Source organism: Methylobacterium sp. Leaf100, from assembly GCF_001422845.1.
Lineage (GTDB): Bacteria > Pseudomonadota > Alphaproteobacteria > Rhizobiales > Beijerinckiaceae > Methylobacterium.
In genome coordinates, this window is record NZ_LMMW01000013.1 from 1 (window position 1) to 18,450 (window position 18,450).

22 protein-coding genes and 1 tRNA gene are annotated in these 18,450 nt (G+C 68.4%); 8 read left to right on the forward strand and 15 right to left on the reverse strand.

Annotated features, from left to right (window positions below; all coding sequences use genetic code 11):
* Window positions 1–73: 73 nt before the first annotated feature.
* Complete coding sequence (locus tag ASF25_RS10765; protein ID WP_280137337.1) at window positions 74–844, reverse strand: IS1595 family transposase; 771 nt, start codon at window positions 842–844, stop codon at window positions 74–76.
* Between the two features lie 113 nt (window positions 845–957).
* Between ASF25_RS10765 and ASF25_RS10770 the strand changes: the two genes are divergently transcribed.
* Window positions 958–1,215, forward strand: a complete 258-nt coding sequence (locus ASF25_RS10770) for a helix-turn-helix transcriptional regulator (protein ID WP_056304610.1) — start codon at window positions 958–960, stop codon at window positions 1,213–1,215.
* A gap of 416 nt (window positions 1,216–1,631) precedes the next feature.
* Here ASF25_RS10770 and ASF25_RS22660 read toward each other — a convergent pair whose 3' ends face one another.
* Both ASF25_RS22660 and ASF25_RS10775 read right to left on the reverse strand, forming a co-directional pair.
* Window positions 1,632–2,093 carry a hypothetical protein gene (locus ASF25_RS22660; protein ID WP_156368939.1) on the reverse strand — a complete coding sequence of 154 codons (462 nt, stop codon included), beginning with the start codon at window positions 2,091–2,093 and terminating at the stop codon, window positions 1,632–1,634.
* A gap of 148 nt (window positions 2,094–2,241) precedes the next feature.
* The gene (locus tag ASF25_RS10775; protein WP_056304611.1) at window positions 2,242–2,820 is read right to left on the reverse strand and encodes a hypothetical protein; all 579 of its coding nucleotides are present in this window, start codon (window positions 2,818–2,820) and stop codon (window positions 2,242–2,244) included.
* Window positions 2,821–2,971: 151 nt separating this feature from the next.
* Between ASF25_RS10775 and ASF25_RS22665 the strand changes: the two genes are divergently transcribed.
* Complete coding sequence (locus tag ASF25_RS22665; protein ID WP_156368940.1) at window positions 2,972–3,133, forward strand: hypothetical protein; 162 nt, start codon at window positions 2,972–2,974, stop codon at window positions 3,131–3,133.
* A gap of 61 nt (window positions 3,134–3,194) precedes the next feature.
* Here the strand turns inward: ASF25_RS22665 and ASF25_RS10780 are convergent, their stop codons facing one another.
* From ASF25_RS10780 to ASF25_RS10795, 4 genes are all read right to left on the reverse strand, one after another.
* A complete protein-coding gene (locus ASF25_RS10780; protein ID WP_056304612.1) occupies window positions 3,195–3,647 on the reverse strand; it encodes a DUF4326 domain-containing protein in 453 nt (150 codons plus the stop codon).
* The gene (locus tag ASF25_RS10785; RefSeq protein WP_056304613.1) at window positions 3,644–3,898 is read right to left on the reverse strand and encodes a hypothetical protein; all 255 of its coding nucleotides are present in this window, start codon (window positions 3,896–3,898) and stop codon (window positions 3,644–3,646) included. Before ASF25_RS10785 ends, ASF25_RS10780 begins: the two co-directional genes overlap by 4 nt.
* A 189-nt stretch (window positions 3,899–4,087) precedes the next feature.
* Complete coding sequence (locus ASF25_RS10790) at window positions 4,088–4,663, reverse strand: hypothetical protein (RefSeq protein WP_056304614.1); 576 nt, start codon at window positions 4,661–4,663, stop codon at window positions 4,088–4,090.
* A 342-nt stretch (window positions 4,664–5,005) separates the two neighbouring features.
* Window positions 5,006–5,080: transfer RNA gene (locus ASF25_RS10795), tRNA-Gln, on the reverse strand.
* Between the two features lie 99 nt (window positions 5,081–5,179).
* On the opposite strand from ASF25_RS10795, the gene ASF25_RS10800 reads away from it, so the two are divergent.
* Complete coding sequence (locus ASF25_RS10800; protein ID WP_056304615.1) at window positions 5,180–5,932, forward strand: SDR family oxidoreductase; 753 nt, start codon at window positions 5,180–5,182, stop codon at window positions 5,930–5,932.
* 116 nt (window positions 5,933–6,048) lie between these two features.
* Window positions 6,049–7,686, forward strand: coding sequence for a peptide chain release factor 3 (locus tag ASF25_RS10805; RefSeq protein WP_056169275.1), 1,638 nt, complete (start codon window positions 6,049–6,051; stop codon window positions 7,684–7,686).
* Window positions 7,687–7,720: 34 nt separating this feature from the next.
* On the opposite strand, the gene ASF25_RS10810 is transcribed toward ASF25_RS10805, so the two are convergent.
* The 6 genes from ASF25_RS10810 to ASF25_RS10835 form a co-directional block, all read right to left on the reverse strand.
* The gene (locus ASF25_RS10810) at window positions 7,721–10,057 is read right to left on the reverse strand and encodes a DUF3772 domain-containing protein (RefSeq protein WP_056304616.1); all 2,337 of its coding nucleotides are present in this window, start codon (window positions 10,055–10,057) and stop codon (window positions 7,721–7,723) included.
* A 33-nt stretch (window positions 10,058–10,090) separates the two neighbouring features.
* Window positions 10,091–10,543 carry a response regulator gene (locus tag ASF25_RS10815; protein ID WP_056169287.1) on the reverse strand — a complete coding sequence of 151 codons (453 nt, stop codon included), beginning with the start codon at window positions 10,541–10,543 and terminating at the stop codon, window positions 10,091–10,093.
* A gap of 50 nt (window positions 10,544–10,593) precedes the next feature.
* Complete coding sequence (locus tag ASF25_RS10820) at window positions 10,594–11,061, reverse strand: BLUF domain-containing protein (RefSeq protein WP_056169290.1); 468 nt, start codon at window positions 11,059–11,061, stop codon at window positions 10,594–10,596.
* An 80-nt stretch (window positions 11,062–11,141) separates the two neighbouring features.
* On the reverse strand, window positions 11,142–11,627 hold the full coding sequence (locus ASF25_RS10825; RefSeq protein ID WP_056169293.1) for a hypothetical protein: 486 nt from the start codon (window positions 11,625–11,627) through the stop codon (window positions 11,142–11,144).
* Complete coding sequence (locus tag ASF25_RS10830; RefSeq protein ID WP_056263845.1) at window positions 11,611–12,036, reverse strand: rod-binding protein; 426 nt, start codon at window positions 12,034–12,036, stop codon at window positions 11,611–11,613. The genes ASF25_RS10825 and ASF25_RS10830 overlap by 17 nt, the downstream gene beginning before the upstream one ends.
* Window positions 12,037–12,073: 37 nt before the next feature.
* On the reverse strand, window positions 12,074–13,228 hold the full coding sequence (locus ASF25_RS10835; protein ID WP_056304617.1) for a flagellar basal body P-ring protein FlgI: 1,155 nt from the start codon (window positions 13,226–13,228) through the stop codon (window positions 12,074–12,076).
* 321 nt (window positions 13,229–13,549) lie between these two features.
* On the opposite strand from ASF25_RS10835, the gene ASF25_RS10840 reads away from it, so the two are divergent.
* The 4 genes from ASF25_RS10840 (at window position 13,550) to ASF25_RS23245 (ending at window position 16,543) form a co-directional block, all read left to right on the forward strand.
* Complete coding sequence (locus ASF25_RS10840; RefSeq protein ID WP_056169302.1) at window positions 13,550–13,975, forward strand: flagellar assembly protein FliX; 426 nt, start codon at window positions 13,550–13,552, stop codon at window positions 13,973–13,975.
* Window positions 13,976–14,094: 119 nt separating this feature from the next.
* On the forward strand, window positions 14,095–15,459 hold the full coding sequence (locus ASF25_RS10845) for an MBOAT family O-acyltransferase (protein WP_056304618.1): 1,365 nt from the start codon (window positions 14,095–14,097) through the stop codon (window positions 15,457–15,459).
* 266 nt (window positions 15,460–15,725) lie between these two features.
* Entirely contained in the window at window positions 15,726–16,145 is a 420-nt protein-coding gene (gene dksA / locus ASF25_RS10850; RefSeq protein ID WP_056169307.1) for an RNA polymerase-binding protein DksA, read from the forward strand.
* Between the two features lie 221 nt (window positions 16,146–16,366).
* Complete coding sequence (locus ASF25_RS23245) at window positions 16,367–16,543, forward strand: hypothetical protein (protein ID WP_200918727.1); 177 nt, start codon at window positions 16,367–16,369, stop codon at window positions 16,541–16,543.
* A 57-nt stretch (window positions 16,544–16,600) separates the two neighbouring features.
* Here ASF25_RS23245 and flgH read toward each other — a convergent pair whose 3' ends face one another.
* Together flgH and flgA are read right to left on the reverse strand one after the other, a co-directional pair.
* The gene (gene flgH / locus ASF25_RS10855) at window positions 16,601–17,347 is read right to left on the reverse strand and encodes a flagellar basal body L-ring protein FlgH (protein ID WP_056169311.1); all 747 of its coding nucleotides are present in this window, start codon (window positions 17,345–17,347) and stop codon (window positions 16,601–16,603) included.
* Between the two features lie 35 nt (window positions 17,348–17,382).
* Window positions 17,383–18,435, reverse strand: coding sequence for a flagellar basal body P-ring formation chaperone FlgA (gene flgA, locus ASF25_RS10860; protein WP_056169400.1), 1,053 nt, complete (start codon window positions 18,433–18,435; stop codon window positions 17,383–17,385).
* Window positions 18,436–18,450: the final 15 nt, after the last annotated feature.

Genomic DNA, 18,450 nt, shown 5'->3' on the forward strand with positions numbered 1-18,450 from the left:
GGCCGGCTGCGCTCGCCCGACCAGCTCCGCCGGCCAAGCTACCCGTGGCGGAGCGGCCAACCGTGCACTAACTTTATCCTCGGACCACCTCGTGGGGGCCGATCATGCAAGCGCCGTCAGCGCTGTAGCCCTCTTGGTGATTGATGCGGCGGGTCTGGAAAGAGGCGTGGAGACGATCCCAGCCCTTGGCCTCGTCAGCATGAACGACGCTACCAGGGGCCACGCGCTCGACGATGGTCGGCACCGACTCGGCTTCGGAGCGGAAGGCGAAGGCAACAGCCTTGCCCTTGGTCTCACGGATCACGACGACGACGCGGCGCTTGCCGGTCTGGTTCTCGGCAAAGCGACGGTCGCGGCGATCCGCCTTCATGTTCTCGGGGCGGACGTGGCCGCCGAAGTAGGCGCCGTCGACCTCGACGTTACCCGCCAGAGTAACATCGGCCGCCTCGGCAGCGACGGCCTCGCGCAGCTTGTGCGCCATCACGAAGGCCGTCCGGTACTGGCAATCAAGGTCGCGTGAGAGCTGGAGGGCGGAATGGCCCTTGGCGCCGTTGGCGAAGATCGCGATAGCGAGGAGATGGTCACGGATGGGGAGCTTACGGGAGGCGAAGATGGTCCCGCTGGTGACGCTGTACTGGTGACGGCAACCGGCGCACTTAAAGAGCTTCCGGGTGGCGATGAAGGAGTGCTTGAGGCAACCGCAGCGGGGGCAGAACGCCTCGCCATCGGTAGCGGCCCAGCGGATAGCCTTGAACGTGGACCAAGCCTCATCGTCCGACATGCGGGCGACCTTGGTGAGGTTGAGGGTGCGGGCCGCCTTGGAGAGGAGAAAGTGCTGGGCCACGGGGTAAACCTCAACGTTTTGCGTTGAGGTGAGTTCTATGGGTTCATTGCGCCTTCGTCAACGCTTTTAATTGCCTTGACGCAAAAAACCTCACGCGCTACCTATGAGCCAAGATGACACCTCAGCATTGCCGCGCAGCACGAGCTTGGTTGGATTGGTCGCAGGGCGATCTCTCCAAACGCGCCAGTATCGGACTGAGTACGATCCGCCAGTTCGAGAACGGCCTGCGCACGCCGATCACCAACAATCTGCTGGCGATGCGGCGTGCTTTTGAGGATGCCGGAATCGTTTTGAGCGACGACCCGGCCGGGATCACCTACAGGGGCAATCCCGGCGGGCTAGATCAAAACGAGCGTGGCGTGGACCCTTGATGTGACAGGCCGCGCACGATCTTAGAGACCGTGCCGCTGTGCACGCAAAAATAGAAAGCGGCCCGCGACTGGCTCCACCGCTTCACCAGAACGGCGTGGAGGATATTGCCCGCCGTCTGGAGGTCACAGGGGAACTCAGGACGCCGAGTCGGGCTCTTAAGGTTCTTTCGAGATTTTGCCATGGGAAATCCTTGTCGCTGACTGCGAAGGGACTTCCGGCTTGAAGAGAGCCGCGAGAGATGCGATATTCCGGTGGTGGGCACCGTCGCATTCTGCGTTCTCTTCCTAGCCAGAAGGTAGTTCAGTCTGTGTTGGTCCTGGCCGGGCCGGAGGTCCCTTTGTGAGAGGGATTCTCCGGTCCGACTACGTTCCTCTCCCGGCGCGAACCGTCGCCAGAGAGCTAGCGTGCAACTTCATCACATTACACCTGCCTCGACTTGCGGACCATTGGGTGACGCGGATATCGGGGCCTTGTAGCGTCCGTCTTGGACTTCAATGAGTCGGTTGGCGCGGGTAAGGTTCAGCACAGTGGTGTGGATTTGGCGCCCGCCCGTCTCTCCGTCAGGGAAGTAACCAGCTTTAACCGCCGCAAGCCTCAGATCTTCTTTAGAGGTTATGCCGCGCTTAAAAGCTTCTCGGACAACAAAGTCTTGCAGAGGAAGCAGTGGTGCATGAATACGACTATCGTCGCCGTGCCTACGCATCTCTACAGCCATCATTGATTGAATCGCCGACCGCTCCTCTTGAAGCGATTTAGTGGCATTCTCCAGCCGTTGCTCAAGCTCACGCATGTGTCGATTATGCTCGCGCACAACCTCACTCTCCCGCGCAGCGAGAATTTCTAGTCTTTCTTGAAGATCAGCACGGATATCCCGCATGGCAGCCCCGCATTCTCAATCAACTTATGGAATGCCGCCTCATAACGCAAGCCCAATGAGAGGCCAATGAATCATTGAATCCGCCAACAAGTACCAATGAGGAACGAAAGAGGGGTATGAATGAGCCAATCCCTTAAAAGACAATGATTTAGACACCATGACTGTCTCTATGCCACCTCAACGCTTTTGGGTGAGGTTGCTGCATAATACCGGACTTCTCCCCCGCATCGGGTGCGTGCGCCCCGGCGGCGGGCTGATGGGTAGCGAGGTGGTATCGAGTGAATCCGCCAGCGCCGTGACACGCCGGGCAGTCCGGTGGAACAGTCGGCTGGTCTGCACAGCAAGCGCAGTTGCGGGCGACGAACCCTTCCACCGGGAACGACTCGCCAGAGATGTAGGTGCGATACTCTTTGCGGGCGCCCTCTAGTGCGACGACGATGCCTGTCAGCACCGGATGCGCCCCAGCCATCTCTATGGCTTTCATGGCCTCGCCAATTGCCTGGTCTGGGTCGGCCGACGCTTTATCGGCCTCGACAGCCTGCCTTTTGCCGTATGTTTCTTCGAACAAAGCCATGACTGCGGCAGCTTCCGCGTCTCCAGCCTCTTGTTCGGTGACCCCCTTGCCGAAAACGACCTGACAGCCGGCCAGCATGTTGCGCATGACGGTGATGCTGACCACGAGCGCCGGGGAGTGCTCACCGTCCATCAGAGGGATTTGATTGCTCATTTCAATGGCTCCGTAGTTCGATATGGACAGAATAAACAACTGCGTTTATACGTCAATAGACAACGGCGTTTATGAGGGCGCTTTGACGGAATTATCGCAGTCGGATACTCCCCGCCGGATGGGGCGACCTCCGATCAAAACCGGCATGAAGATGGTCAAGCAGACCGTATGGCTTGACCCGCCGCTCGTGGCGCGCATCATCGGGGCCGTTGGCGCTCGGGGCATGTCCGAGTTCATGCGCGAGGCGGCGGAAGCCGAACTCAAGCGCCGCGAACGCATGAAGCCGAAAACACCTTCGGACGCCGAGCCCTGATTTCCCACCCCCGCCGCGAGCGCCCCCGCCCCAATCCGAAAACCGATTGAGGGGAGGGGGACTAGGGGACCGGGATGGGGTCGCAAGACCATCCGTTCGCGAGCCTGAGCAGCACGTCCGCATGGCAGGCCTCATGCAGATCGCAACGGCACGCGAGGTTGCGGCCCTTGAGGTATGAGCGTGCCGCCTCGGCTGGCGACATGCCCCGGCAACGCTCGCGGAAGCGCGCGAGCCACCGATGCCCGGCGGGATGCATCTCCGGCTTCAAGTAGCCCTCGACCGCGTTCCGGTAGAACTGTACGACCTGATCGCGCGAGAGGGCATCCACCATGGGCGTCGGGTCGCCGCCGTCCTCGAAATCGCATCCGCTCGGCGCGCCGATGACGAACGGATTGCCCCAGACGGACGGCCGGGCCACGTTCACGGCCGGCAGCCCGTTCGTCGCCAGGGAATGGGCCTGGAGGCTGAAGCCGGCCTTGCGCGAAAGCTTCAGGCGGACCGGACGCTCGCTCACAGTTCGCCTCCCTGCGCGAGGTTAGGAGCGACGTGGGTGGTGGGGGCAGGGACGACGACGAACCCGCGCCGCTCTAGACGCTCCAGGATGCTCTGCGCTTCGGCGTAGTAGCCCTCGTAATGCCCTGTGCATGTCGGATCGAACAGGCTGATCCCCTCGTCTCGCTCGCGCTTGTAGTCGGCCAAGTGCCCGTCCATGCCGGCCCACGACTCGGCCAAGGCCTGAATGATTTCGTCGGCGAATTTTGCCATCTCAATTCCTCCCGGAGAGGGAGGGGGCGGGGACGCTGACGAGGCGCGGGTCGCGAGCCAAAAACCGGCGCACCAAAGCCTCTCGCGATGGATCACGGTTCAGCATATTCGCCTCGTGGGTCCACCAGCCCTTCTGACGGGGCTCTTTCGCCTCGCGGGACCGCTGTCGGCAGAGATCAACTAGGTCGATCACGCGCTCGTCCTCCCGGAGAGGGAGGGGGCAAGTGCGGTGGCGTCTGCGAGGTCGGCCCGCATCTCAGCGGCGATCTCGGGGTCCACAATCTCCCAATCGGCGAGCTTCATGCAGTCGCCGCAGATGGCTTTGCCATTGACGTTGCGCCCATCATCCTCCCTGTTCGCCACGTCGCCGCACCGAGCACAGTTGGCGTCGAAGCCGGCATCGAGCCAATCGCTGTCCGTAATGCTGTCGCGGCGACGGCCATCCCATTGCTCAACGCGGGTCGCCTCGTACCCGCCGCTCGCTGAGCATGCGTGGCACTCGCACGTCTGCCCTTCCGGTCGGTCCTCGTCGTCATCGTCGCAATCCTCCGCACGGAAGCGGATGGCCGCCTCACGCGTCATGGCGCGGATGACCTCGTGGTCGGACTCGCCGGGCGTGCCGACGATCCATGTTGGCATGGGTGGCTTCGGCGTGATTGTCCCGATGGGTAGCGCCGTTGCCGCCGGGGCGGGCGGCAGGGCGAGAGCCGCGGCGGCGGCGCCCCCGAGCGCGATGAACTGACGGCGGTTGGTGTTCGCGGTCATGCGCTGGCCCTCCCTGCGGAAGAGGCGGGGGTGAAGCGGGCCGAGCGACGCGGGTAGATGCGCCGGACAGTGCCTTCGCCAGCCAGATCGCGGCGGTAAGCCTCGTCAATCTGGCGGCCCCACGGGCTGTTTGCTGGGAAGGGGTTCCAGGGGCAGGGCGTGCGGCGCCGGGCTACCGCCACTCCGATCTCGGCGAAGGCTTGCTCACAGGCCTCCCTACCGATAGGCAGGCGGGACGAGGCGTGAACAGAGTGTGCGGGCCTTTGTGCGGCCGAAAACACCGTCTGTTCTTTTATGTCCGATTTGTCGGCCGAGCTAAGTGCTGATTTCCCTAAGGAAATTTGGCTGGGGCGCCAGGATTCGAACCTGGGAATGGCGGTACCAAAAACCGCTGCCTTACCACTTGGCGACGCCCCATCGGCGCAAGGCCGGGTGGTGTTTAGACGGAGTGGGGGAGGCTGGCAACAGGGCGACGCCGGCTTTATGAGCGGGTGGGGAGTAGGGAGCACGCGGCGGATGGCGGGACGGATCGCGATGGTGACCGGGGCCGGCTCGGGCATCGGCCGGGCGGTGGCCCTGGGGCTCGCCGAAGCCGGCTACGCCGTGGTGCTGGCCGGGCGGCGGCGGGCGCGGCTCGAGGCTGTCGCCGAGGCGGTGCGGGGGCAGGGGGGCGAGGCCCTGTCCGTCGAGGCCGATGTCGCCGACCCGGATTCCGTCGCGCGGTTGTTCGCGGCGACCCGGGAGGCGTATGGCCGCCTCGACGTGCTGTTCAACAACGCCGGCGTGTTCACCCCGAGCGTGCCCGTGGACGAGGTGGCGCTGGCCGATTGGCGTGCCAGCGTCGACGTGAACCTCACGGGCGCCTTCCTGTGCACGCAAGGGGCGTTCCGGCTGATGAAGGCGCAGGACCCGCGCGGCGGGCGCATCATCAACAACGGCTCCATCGCCGCCCAGGTGCCGCGCCCGAACTCGGCGCCCTACGCCGCCACCAAGCACGCCATGACGGGGCTGACCCGCGCCACCTCCCTCGACGGGCGCGCCCACGACATCGCCTGTGGGCAGATCGACGTCGGCAATGCCGAGACCGAGATGACGCGGGCCTTTTCGCACGGCGCCCGGCAGGCCGACGGCAGCATCAAGCCGGAGCCGGTGATGGACGCGGCCCACGTGGCGGACGCCGTGGTCTACATGGCGGGGCTTCCGCCCTCGGCCAACGTCCAGTTCATGACCGTGCTCGCGACGAAGATGCCGTATATCGGCCGGGGCTGAGCCCATTCCGGCGGCTTTGCGCTTCCCCCCGGAAACGCCTACACAGCCCGCTCTCTCGGGTCGCCGTCCGGCGGCCATCGTCCGCCCGCCGCGGACCCGGAACACCGTTGCCCGCCATGCTGATGCAGACCGAGACCAAATCCGCCGAACACAAAGCGCCCGACCCGAAGAGCGATCCCGTCGCCCGGCGCCGCACCTTCGCGATCATCTCGCACCCGGATGCCGGCAAGACCACGCTCACGGAGAAGCTGCTGCTGTTCGGCGGCGCCATCCAACTCGCCGGCGAGGTCAAGGCCAAGCGCAACCGCGTCTCCACCCGCTCCGACTGGATGGGCATCGAGAAGGAGCGCGGCATCTCCGTCGTCACCTCGGTGATGACGTTCGAGTACGGCGATTGCGTCTTCAACCTCCTCGACACCCCGGGCCACGAGGACTTCTCGGAGGACACCTACCGCACCCTGACGGCGGTGGATTCGGCCGTGATGGTCATCGACGCGGCCAAGGGCATCGAGGCGCGCACGCGAAAACTGTTCGAGGTCTGCCGCTTGCGCGACATTCCCATCGTCACCTTCATCAACAAGCTCGACCGCGAGGCCCGCGACCCGTTCGAGCTGCTGGACGAGATCGAGAAGGTGCTGGCCCTCGACGTCGCCCCCGTCACATGGCCCATCGGCCGGGGGCGGAGCTTTGCCGGCACCTACGACCTAGGCAACGGCCGGGTGCGCCGCCTCGACGCCGCCGACGATGCCGGCACCGTGCCGGTGACGGGCGTCGACGATCCGCTGTTCGATGGGCTCCTGACGGAGGAGGGCGAGGTCGCCACCTGGCGCGAGGAGGCGGAGCTCGCCGAGTCCGGCCTGAAGCGCTTCGATCTGGAGGCGTTCCGGGAGGGGCACCTCACGCCGGTGTTCTTCGGCTCGGCGCTCCGCAACTTCGGCGTGCGCGACCTCATCGACGGGCTCGCCCGCTTCGCCCCGCCGCCGCGCGGCCAGGACGCCGACAAGCGCCTCGTGGAGCCGACGGAGCCGAAGATGACCGGCTTCGTGTTCAAGATCCAGGCGAACATGGATCCGAACCACCGCGACCGCATCGCCTTCATGCGGGTGTGCTCGGGCCGGCTCAGCCGGGGCATGAAGGCCAAGCTCGTGCGAACCGGTAAGCCCATGTCGCTCTCCGCGCCGCAATTCTTCTTCGCCCAGGACCGCGCCATCGCGGACGAGGCGTTCGCGGGCGACGTCGTCGGAATCCCCAACCACGGGACCCTGCGCATCGGCGACACCCTGACGGAGGGCGAGGAGATCGTGTTCCGCGGTGTGCCGAGCTTCGCCCCCGAGATCCTGCGGCGGATCAAGCTCACGGACGCGATGAAGGCCAAGAAGCTGCGCGAGGCCCTGCAGCAGATGGGCGAGGAGGGCGTGGTGCAGGTGTTCCGCCCGCATGACGGCTCCCAGGCCATCGTCGGCGTGGTCGGCGCCCTGCAGCTCGACGTTCTGAAGGAGCGGCTCCAGGCCGAGTACGGCCTGCCCATCGACTACGAACCGACCCGGTTCTCCATCTGCCGCTGGATCGAGGCCGACAAGGAGACCGATCTGGACAACTTCATCGGCAGCCACGGCTCGGCCCTGGCGAGCGACCTCGACGGCGCGCCGGTGTTCATGGCCACCACGGCGTTCTCCCTGCGCTACGAGGAGGAGCGGGCGCCCGCATTGCGGTTCTCCGACATCAAGGATTACCAGAAGCGCGCGGTGGCCTGAGCCGGTTTCGGGTTCGCAGGCTTCGGGCGCGGGCTCACGCGGTCCCGCCCAGCTTGATGCCGGCGCGGCGGAAGAATTCGAGCAGCAGGTGGTTGAGTTCGCTGCGGGTCACGTCGCTCTGCGACACGTCGTGGACGAAGACGCGCGCCTCGACTTCGAGACTCTCGCCGAGTTTCGTCAGGAGCAGCACCGGCGCGGGGTCGGCCGCGACGTTGGGATGACGGGCGGCGACGGCGACGAGGATGTCGCGCGCCAGCGCGAGATCCGTGTCCTGGGCCAGCACCACCGGCAGGCGCAGGCGCTGGGACACGTCCGTCAGGGTCTTGTTGCGGACGATGGACGTGATGATGTCGGTGTTCGGCACGATGAGGTCCGTGCGATCGCCCGTGGCGAGGAGCGTCGAGCGGACGCTGATCTTCTTGACACGCCCCTCCTCGCCCTTGACCGTCACGAGGTCTCCGACCCGGATCGGGCGTTCGGCCAGGACGATCAGCCCCGAGACGAAATTCGAGACGATGCTCTGCAGGCCGAACCCGACGCCGACGGAGAGCGCGCCGGCGATCACCGTCAGGCTCTGCGGATTCACCCCGAGCTGACCCAGCGCCAGGAGGAGGGTGAGCACGAGGCCGCCATAGCCCACCACCGTGATCACGGAGTAGCGGGCGCCGGCGTCGAGGCGCGTCTGCGGCAGGACCCTGCGGTCGAGCCAACCCGTCGCGGCCCGCGTCAGGGCCACGCCGACGATGGCGGTCAGGGCGGCGAACCCCGCAGCGCCGACGAGGGTGCGGACATCGCCCGGATGGGTGCCGAGGAACGCGTCCCGGAACGGGTTGAGTTCGCCGTAGGCGAGGTTCCAGGGGCCGATGACGACGAAGATCATCGCGGTCACCGCGAGGACGTTCAGCACGCCCGAGACCACGGCCGAGCCGAGGGCCAGGGTGTCGGGCGGCACCGCCAGGGCCCGGCTGAGGCGCAGCAGCCGCGGGCTGGTCTCGATGTCGGCCCGGGTCACGAACAGGGCGTCGACGCAGATCAGCACCACCCAGCCCAGGGCGAGGAGCAGGCCCGTGACGATCAGGCGGCCGATGAGGAAGCCGCCGAGGGCCGTGTAGCCGGCGAGCATCGCCGCGAACGAAACCGCGAGCCCTGCCCAGACGACGGGCGTCAGGATCGTGAGGGAGGCGGCCGACCGCGCCGCCGGCATCGCGTCCGACTCGGCCGGGGCCTCGTCCCGGCTCAGGCGCAGGAGGGCCAGCCCCAGGAGCGCGCAGCACAGGGCGATCATCGCCATGGTGGCGGCCTGACTGATCACGATGCGGAAATGCGCCGCGACGGCGAACTCGGCGAACACCAGATCGGCGGCGTAGACCAGGATCAGGGCGTGGCCCGTACGCGCGACGATCAGGGCCGTCCCGTCGCTGACGGCGAGGAGCCGGTGGGCCGGATCGCGCGGCGCCACCATGGCCCGGAGGATGCCGGCCCCGAGGAGGGCGCCCGCGACGGCGGCGAGCACGCGGAAGATGATCGAATCGAGGCTGCCGGGCGTGAAATCGATGTCGTCGTTCAGGACGAGGAGCAGCACGACCGCGAGGGGGAACGAGCAGACGGTGAGCGTCATGTCGAGGAGGGCGTGCACGGCGGCGCGTCGCCGGGGGCTGATGCTCGTCCGCGCGGCGAAACGCTGCCAGCGGTCCAGGGTGTACCGGCGCGCCTTCCGGATCGCCGCGTAGAGCAGCAGCAGGCCCGTCAGGACCACCGCGGCGCCGATGGCGATCTCGGCGGCGTCGTCACCCTCCTGGCCGGCCGCCATGGCGGTGCCGAGATCGGACAGCTTGCCGGCGACCTGCGGCAGCGCCCGGTCGACGAGTTCGCTCCAGAATCCGAAGGAGAGCGGGCTTGCGCCGCGGGCGAACAGGCGCGCGGCGAAGAGCCTGCGCCGCGCCTCGGTGATGCGATTGCCGAGGCCGTCGAGGTCGGCCGCGAGGGCCTTGTCCGCCTGGACCCGCTCCTCGGCGGACCGGAGGGCGTCGTCGGCCGCCCGGATGGCGGCGTCGCGCTCTGGTGGCGGTTCGATTCGGCCGGCGTCGAGCCGTGCCGTCCGCGCCCGTTCCAGGGCCGCCGCGTCCCGGGCCTGCACCTCGCGGCTCTCCGCCGCCAGGGCCTCGGCCCGGTCGCGGAGCGCGGAGAGCCCGGCGAAGTCGGCCTGCCGGAGGGGGAGTTCGGCGGCGATCTCGGAAAGGGACCGGCGCAGATCCGGGCGCGGGCCGTCCTGCGCCGCCGCGCCGCCGCCGACCACGCCGAAGAGGAGCGCGAGGATGAGGGACACCCGCTGGGCGAGCCGCCCGGCCGGGCCGGTGGGAGGGGCGATCATCGGGGACGGGCCGGCGCGTCGGAGCGGGTCCGCTCAGAACTTGCCCAGCATGGGGAAATCCACGCTGAGGGCGGATTCGGCGGCCAGCGGCGCCTCGCGCTTGCGCGGCTTGCGGTTGATGACCTGCTTCAGCTTCGACTTCAGCACCGACATGTCGAACGGCTTGAGGATGAAGGCGTCGGCGCCGGCCTGGTGGGCGAGGTTGATGTCTTCGAAGTCGAACGAGGCTTCGGTGAGGATGAAGGGCGTGTTCATCAGGGCGTCGTCGGCGCGTATCTCGCGCAGGAAGGCGAGGCCGTCCATGGGCTCCATGTCGAGGTCGGAGATCACCAGGGCGTATTTCCGCGTCCGCAGGCGCTCCAGGGCCGTCGGCGCATCGTTGACGCCCTCGACATCGGGAAACCCGAGCCGGTTCATGAGCAGGATGACGAGCTTCAGGAGCTTCTCCTGGTCGTCGACGATGAGGATCGGGGGCGTCTCGCTCATGGGTTTCGCGTCTCAAGGCCGGGGGCGGCGACGGGGCGTCCGGATGGGGTTCAGACGAACAGGTGGTCGATGCCCTGCTTCGACATGGATTCGCTCTGCAACTGCATGGCCAGGGCGTGGATGCCCGTGGCCTTCGGGGTGCCGCGCTGGAACATCGGCATGAGGTTGGCCTTCACGAACACGGCGTCGTTAGCCGGTCCGCGCACGCCCGTGGAGAACGAGTTCACGAATTCCCGCTTCACGATCTCGCGCCACTCGACGATCTGCACGTCGCGGTGGCGCGTGTCGTTGCCGATGCGGTTGAAGGTGTCGCTCACCGAGGCGCGTTCGCCCTCGATGATCTGCGCGGCGAAGTTCTGCTCCACGATGAGGAAGCTGGTGATGACGGAGAACTCGTTCTTCTTCTGGGCCTGACGGGTGATCTCGCCGAGCTGCCGGGCGCGCGTCGGCGCATCGGCGGCGAGGTTCAGCCGGGAGAAGTAGATGAGATGGACGAGGCTCGTCCGTTTGGCGCGCATGATCGTGGCCCGTGATGGTCGCGTCCCGAGCCTAGACGCGCCGGCCATAACGGAGCGTAAAGACGCGCCACCGCGGATTCCTACAGGCTGCGCGACAGCACCAGGGGCTGGCTGCCGCCGTGGCCGGCGCGGGCATAGGGGGAGGGGGCGTGCGACGGGCGGCCGTAGATCGTCGGCGCGCGGGCGCGGCCCACCTCCTCGGCCAGGGACTTCACCAGACCCTCCGACACGGAGCGGGCGGTGGCCAGCACCATCTGGTTGGCCTCCACGGCCTTGGTGAAGCGCCGGTGCGCCGCCTTCAGGGCCTCGATCCCCTCCGGCGCGAAGCGCGTCAGCGCGATGGCGTTGGCCTTGATGGTCTCCAACCCCTGCAGATAGGCCGCCGACAGGCCGGTCTTCCGCTCGGTTTCGGCCAGCCCCTCGTGCAGGCGCCCGACGCGGATGTGGTCGCTCTCGCGGGCCAGCACCGCCTCCAGGGCGTCGAGGGTCTCCATGACGCGGGCCACCAGGGCCCCGGCTCCGGCGCGGTCGACGATGCGCAGGGGGCCCTCAGTTGACGGAGCCATTCGCGCCCTCCTGCATCTTCATCATCTCGCGAAACACCTGATCGCCGATGCCGACGCCGCCGCTCTTCACGATCTGGCCGGCATATTCCTTGGTGAGCATCGAGCGGTAGACGCCGCCGCCCGTGCCGTTGTCGCCGAGGGGGCCCTCGGTGCCGTCGGACTGGGTCAGCCGGTCGAGGCTCTGCTCGAGGAACATGGTCTCGAACTCCGAGGCGGCCTTCCGGGCCTTCGCCTCGGCGGCGCTCTTGGTCGTCGCCGCCGCGCCGGTCGCCGGAGCGTTGGCCGCCGCGGCGGTCTTGGAAGCGCCCGCGGCGGCCCTGGTGGCGCCCGTGACGGTCTTGGCGATGTCGCCGACGATGGCTTTTCCGACGCCGATGGCGGCGGTGGCGGCAAGGGGAGCGAACAGCATGGTCAACGCCTCGTGCTGGGGGAGGGGGAAGAGCGCATCACATCACCTCTATGTCGGCCTGCAGGGCCCCGGCGGCCTTGATCGCCTGGAGGATCGAGATGAGGTCGCGGGGGCCGACGCCGAGCGCGTTGAGCCCGTCGACGAGCTCGCGCAGGGTCACGCCCTCCTTGACCAGGGCGAGCTTGTTGCCCTCCCCGGTATCGACTTTCACGCCCGTGCGCGGCACCACCGTGGTCTGGCCGTTGGACAGGGGGGCAGGCTGGCTCACCTGCGGCTGCTCGGTGATGGTCACCGTGAGGTTGCCCTGTGCGATGGCGACGGTGGAGACCCGGACGTCGCGGCCCATGACGATGATGCCCGAGCGCTCGTCGACGATGACCCGCGCCGTCTGGTCGGGCTCGACCTTGAGCTGCTCGATCTCGGTGACGAGGCGGATCATGTTGCCGTTGTACTTCGGCGGGATCTGCAGGGTGACGGTGGCGGGGTCCGTGGGCTCGGCGGTGTCGGCGCCCATGAAGTCGTTGATGGCGGCCGCGATCCGCTTCGAGGTGGTGAAGTCGGGGTTTCGCAGGGACAGGCGCAGGGAGCGCATGTCGTTCATCTTGAACGCCATCTCGCGCTCGATCATCGCCCCGTTGGGCACCCGGCCGTTGGTGGGGACGCCCCGGGTGATCTTGGCGGCGTCGCCCTCGGCCGAGAAGCCCGCGATGGCCACCGACCCCTGGGCCAGGGCGTAGACCTCGCCGTCGGCGCCGAGGAGCGGCGTCACCAGCAGGGTTCCGCCCTGGAGCGACTTCGCATCGCCCAGCGACGACACCGTGATGTCGATGCGGTTGCCCTGCGTGGCGAAGGGCGGAAGGCTCGCCGTCACCATCACGGCGGCGAGATTCTGGGTCCGCATGGTGGCGCCGCGGGTGTTGACGCCGAGGCGCTCCAGCATCGACTGCAGGGATTGCCGGGTGAACGGGATGTTGTTCAGGGTGTCGCCGGTCCCGTTGAGGCCGACCACGATCCCGTAACCCACGAGCTGGTTCTGGCGCACGCCCTCGATGCTCGCCATGTCCTTCACCCGCGACAGGGCGAAGGCCCGGTCCGGGACCACCGTCAGCCCGGCGCAGACCAGCGCCAGGAGGCAGCGGGCGATGGAGCGCCAGGCGAAGCGGAACGTCGAGCGGGGCATCTGAATGCGCATGGTGCGTTTCGATGGAGGGCGCGGTCTTGGGAGCCAATCTGCCAGGAGCGTGCCAAACCGATCGTTCCGGCAAACCCTTGTTTTTGAACGAATTTTTCTGAGGAGCTCCGGTGCCGGGACGGACGTGGCCACCGCCCTTCATGCCGACCCGGCAGGATCTGCCGGGGGCTTTACCCGCGGTTAACCAATCCGGCCGGATTCTGCCGCCTCGTACCGATCCCGGGGCCGCGCGAGCGGGGTCACCGAATCGGCCGTCCCCCGGCGCCGCGCGGCTAGGGGGCGGATGGAACCGGCCGCGCGGATACGGAACGGTCGTCCCCCATGCGCATCGACCCCCGATTCGCCGCCGCCGCCGCGGGGGGCGCCACCGCACCGCGCCGGACCGAGGCGGGCCCGGCTTTCGCCCTCGGGCAGGCGCCGGCGACAGCGACCAGCGCCGCGGCGACGCCAGCTTCGTCCCTCGCCGGCCTCGATGCGATCCTCACCCTCCAGACCAATTCCGATACGCCGGAGGAGCGCCGCCGCCGCGCGACCCGGCGCGGCCACGACCTCCTCGACGGCCTCGACCGCCTGAAGGCCTCCCTCATCATGGGCCGGGTCTCGACCCGCGATCTCCAGGCCATCGCGGGTCGCCTCGCCCAGCGCTCGGGCGAGAGCGGCGACCCCCGCCTCGACGGCCTCATCGCCGACATCGAATTGCGGGCGGCGGTGGAACTGGCCAAGCTTCAGGCGCGCGAAGCGGCCTGATCCGGTCCTGAACGCGCCCCGACATTGACGCCCCCGCCACGATCCCCGACAAGCCGAGCCGTTCCCGGCCCCGGACACGCGGACGGGTCGCGATCCGTCGCACCCGTGACCCGGCGCGCATGCTGTTCAACTCGACGATCTTCCTGCTCGGCTTCCTGCCCGTCGCCCTCGCGCTCCACGGCCTCGTGCTGCGGTGGCGCCCGTTCCTGCGGCCCGAATGCCTGCTCCTGCTCTCGTTCGTGTTCTACGGCTGGTGGGACCCGCGCTTCGTGCCGCTCATCGCCGTGTCCATCGGAGCCAACTGGCTGGTGGCCCGGGCGTATCTCCGCGGCCGCCCGCGCGGGCTGATCCCGATCGCCATCGCGGCGAACCTCGCGGCGCTGGCGGTGTTCAAGTACCTCGATTTTCTCGCCGGACTCGTCGCCTGGGTGCCGGGCCTCGCGCTTCCCCCCGTCGGCCTCGCCCTGCCCCTCGGCATCTCGTTCTTCACCTTCCACCACTGCATGTATCTCGCCGACCTCCGGGCCGGCCGGGCGCCCGCCTACGGCCTTCGCGACTACGCCCTCTACATCGCGTTCTTCCCGCAGGTGCTGGCCGGGCCCCTCGTGCGCTGGCGCGAGGTGATGCCTCAGTTCGCCGAGCGTGGACCGGTGGCGCCGGAGCGCTTCGGACAGGGGGTGATGCTGCTCTGCATCGGCCTCGCCAAGAAGGTCTACTTCGGCGACCCCCTGGCCCAGGTCGTCAATCCGGTCTTCGAACTGGCGGCGGGCGGCGGTGTGGTGACAGTGGCGCAGGCGTGGCAGGCGACCCTGGGCTTCACCTTCCAGATCTACTTCGACTTCTCCGGCTATACCGACATGGCGCTCGGCCTCGGCCTGATGTTCGGCGTGATCCTGCCTCAGAATTTCGACGCGCCCTACCGGGCGACGTCCCTGCAGGATTTCTGGCGTCGGTGGCACATGACCCTGTCGCGCTTCCTGCGCGACTACCTCTACGTTCCGCTCGGCGGAAACCGGCACGGCCTCGCCCGCCAGATTCTCGCGCTCCTCGCCACCATGACCCTTGGCGGCCTCTGGCACGGCGCCGGCCTCACCTTCGTGGCCTGGGGCCTCGCGCACGGGATCGGCCTCGCCCTTGGCCTGCTGTGGCGGCGTGGCGGCCTGCCCATGCCGGTGCCGCTCGGCCGGCTCCTCACCTTCGGCTTCGTCGCGGCGACCTGGGTCCTGTTCCGCGCGCCCGATTTCCCGAGCGCCGTGCGCATCTTCGACGGCCTCGTCGGGCACGCGCCCCTCGGCACCGGCCTGCCGTGGCGCACCCTGGCGCCGGCCGCCGCCATCGCCTGCCTCGGCCCCACGGCCTGGAGCGTCGTCCAGCGCACGCCGCCGACCCGGTTCGCGGCGCTCGGCTTCGGCCTGCTGTTCGTCGCCCTGCTCCTGCGGATCGGCGAGGACGCGAACTACGCCTTCATCTACTTCCAGTTCTGAGCACTTCGGGACCGGCGCCGGTCGGCCGTTCTACGGGGAATTTCGCAGGGTGGCGCCCGCGAAACGCGGGTATCCCGGTCGGTCGGGCAGCGGGCCCGGGTGCATCGGCACGCCGTACATCCGTTGCGTGTTTGCCGCAGGGCGCCGATGCCTGTTACGAACCGGCCCGCCTGTGGTATCGGCGCGTTGTCGTGGACCGATCCCTGCATTATAGCGACGCAAAATATCGCCGCAAACTGGCCGCGACAGACTTGCGAGGGGCGCGAATGGCGAAGATCACACTCGAGGACGGCTACGTACCCAGTGAGAGCGAGCCGTTCATGAACGATCGGCAGCGTGAATATTTCCGGCGTAAGCTTCTCGGCTGGAAATCCGACATCATGCGCGAGGCCCAGGACACCCTCGTCGCCCTCCAGAGCGAGAACGAGAACCATCCAGACCTCGCCGACCGGGCCTCGTCGGAGACCGACCGGGCCATCGAGCTGCGGGCCCGGGACCGCCAGCGCAAGCTCACGGGCAAGATCGACGCCGCCCTCGCCCGCATCGAGGACCGCTCCTACGGCTATTGCGAGGAGACCGGCGAACCGATCTCCCTGAAGCGCCTCGACGCCCGACCCATCGCCACCCTGTCCCTGGAAGCCCAGGAGCGCCACGAGCGGCGCGAGCGGGTCTACCGGGACGATTGAGGTCACCGGGCACAAGATCGGGACGAGGGGCGCGCCGCCGAACCCGATCCGCCGCCGGACCGGTGCGGGCCGGCGCCGTTCGGCGCCAATTCGGATAAGCGGCGGCGGCCTCGGCCTCGAAGACTGGTGTCGACTTGGTCGGATGCCGGGCGCCGTTCGCGGAACCTTGGGACCACGGTTCGGCTTCCCCACGATAACACTATCGTCAGGGAGCCAACGCCGTGAACAATGAAGTTCTCATCCTCGTCCTCGCCCTCGCGACCCTCGGCATCGTCATCGGTGTCGCCCTGTGGCAGCGCGCCCGCGTCGCCGCCAAGAAGAACGACCCGGAACGCTCCGCCTTCACGAAGACCCACGGCGAGGCGCCGCGCCCGAACCGGCCCGGCACGGAGCACTAGATTTCCCCGGGGACGATCGTCCCCGGGCGAGGGTTCGCGGTGCCGTCCGGGACCGCGTCAGAACGGCAGCAGCACGTCGACGATCTGCTGGCCGTAGCGCGGCTGCTGCACGTCGGTGATCTGGCCGCGGCCGCCATAGGCGATGCGCGCCTGGGCGATCTTGGTCGACTCGATGGTGTTGTCGGATTCGATGTCTTCCGGGCGGACCACGCCGGCGATGATGAGTTCTCGCACCTCGAAGTTGATGCGGATCTCCTGCTTGCCCTCCACCACGAGATTGCCGTTCGGCAGGATCTGCGTGACGATGGCGGCGATGCTGGTGGTGACGGTCTCGTTGCGCTGAACCGAGCCGGTGCCGTCGCTCGACGTGGTCGAGGTCGCGTCGAGGAGCTTGTCGGCGGCGATGCCGGCGGCCGCCACCGCGGGGTTCTTCTCAAGGCCGAAGGCGTTGGGCAGGCCGAACCCCTCCGCGTTGGAGCGCGAGCGCTTGGTCTCGTTGTTCAGGTTGGCCCGGTCGGTGACGTTGACCTTCACGGTCACGAGGTCGCCGATGCGGGCCGCGCGCTGATCCTTGAAGAACGCCCGCGATCCCGTGCGCCACAGGGAGTTCGGCGCGTAGGAGACCGGCTGGACCTCCGGCATCGGCAACCGCACGGGCTTGTAGCCGGCCTGCGCCGTCGGGTCCTCGATGGCCGACAGGGCCGGGGTGGCGCCGATCTGCGACAGCCGATCGGCGGTGTTGCAGGCGGTCAGACCCGTGCACAGGAGCGCGACGGCGAGGGCGGGGCGAACGCGGTGGGTCATCGGGACCGTGCCTGAGGCGATTCGAAGGGGGAGGATCAACGGGTGCCGTCGAGGGCGGCGTTGGCCTGGCGCTGGATCGGCGCCGGCGCCGGGCCGACGGAGACGCGCCCCGGCCCGATCACGGTGGCGGGCAGCACCTTCTTGGAGACCGGGTTGGTCACGGTGATCGCGGCACCGAGGCGGCCGCTCTCGTTGGCCTGGCCCCGGAGGGACAGGGCGAGGCCCGGCGCGTCGAACACGATGGTGACGGCTTCGCCGCGTGCGACGAGGTCGGGCGGCGCGACATCGCCGCCGCGCAGGATCGCGCCCGCGCTCAAGCCCCGCTGCGCCACCTGTCCGGGCAGGTCCGTCGCGCCCGTCCGGGCGTCCGTCGGCACCGCTTCCTTCGGCCGCCGCTCGACGGTGAAGTCGGCCGGCGTGACGGCCTCGCCCCGGTTGAGCTGGCGCCCGATGACCACCACCTCGCGAATCTCCATGACGAGGCCGGTGACCCGGAGCGAAGCCTGGCGGTCGCCGAGCGTCACCAGGGCGGCGAGGCGCCGGGACCGCGGATCGTAGGTGAGATCGACGGCCGAGGCCTGTCCGTCGAGGTCGACGGGGGCGAGCAGCACCGGCGCGTCGCCATCGAGACGGATCGCCACGGTGCGGCCGTCGAGGCCGTAGGCGGTCTCGAGGGACCGCTTCAGGGCGGCCTCAATCTCCGGTTGGGCGACGCGCCGGGCGGCGCGCTGGACCGCGACCTGGACGCGCCCGCCCGTCTCGATCTCGCCGAGCCCGAGGGCCGCGACGGCCTCGGCGATGCGCCGGGCCTGGATGGTGCCGTGCCCCCCGAGGGACGGCGCACGGAACAGCGGGCGCACCGAAAGATCGGCGCTCGCCCCCTCCACGAGATCGCCCAGCGTCAGCACGTCGCCGCGCGCCGTGACGTCGCCGCGCAGGCGAAGGCGCTGCGCCGGGCCCTCCGCCAGAACCGGGAGGGTGAGCAGTCCGAATGCCAGGAGCGCGAACAGGGCGCGGGCCACCATCGCCGGATTGACCGGCGAGACGCGGGGCCGAAGGGTCGGGGAAACGTATCTCAGGGCGTACATCTTGATGGCGCTCCC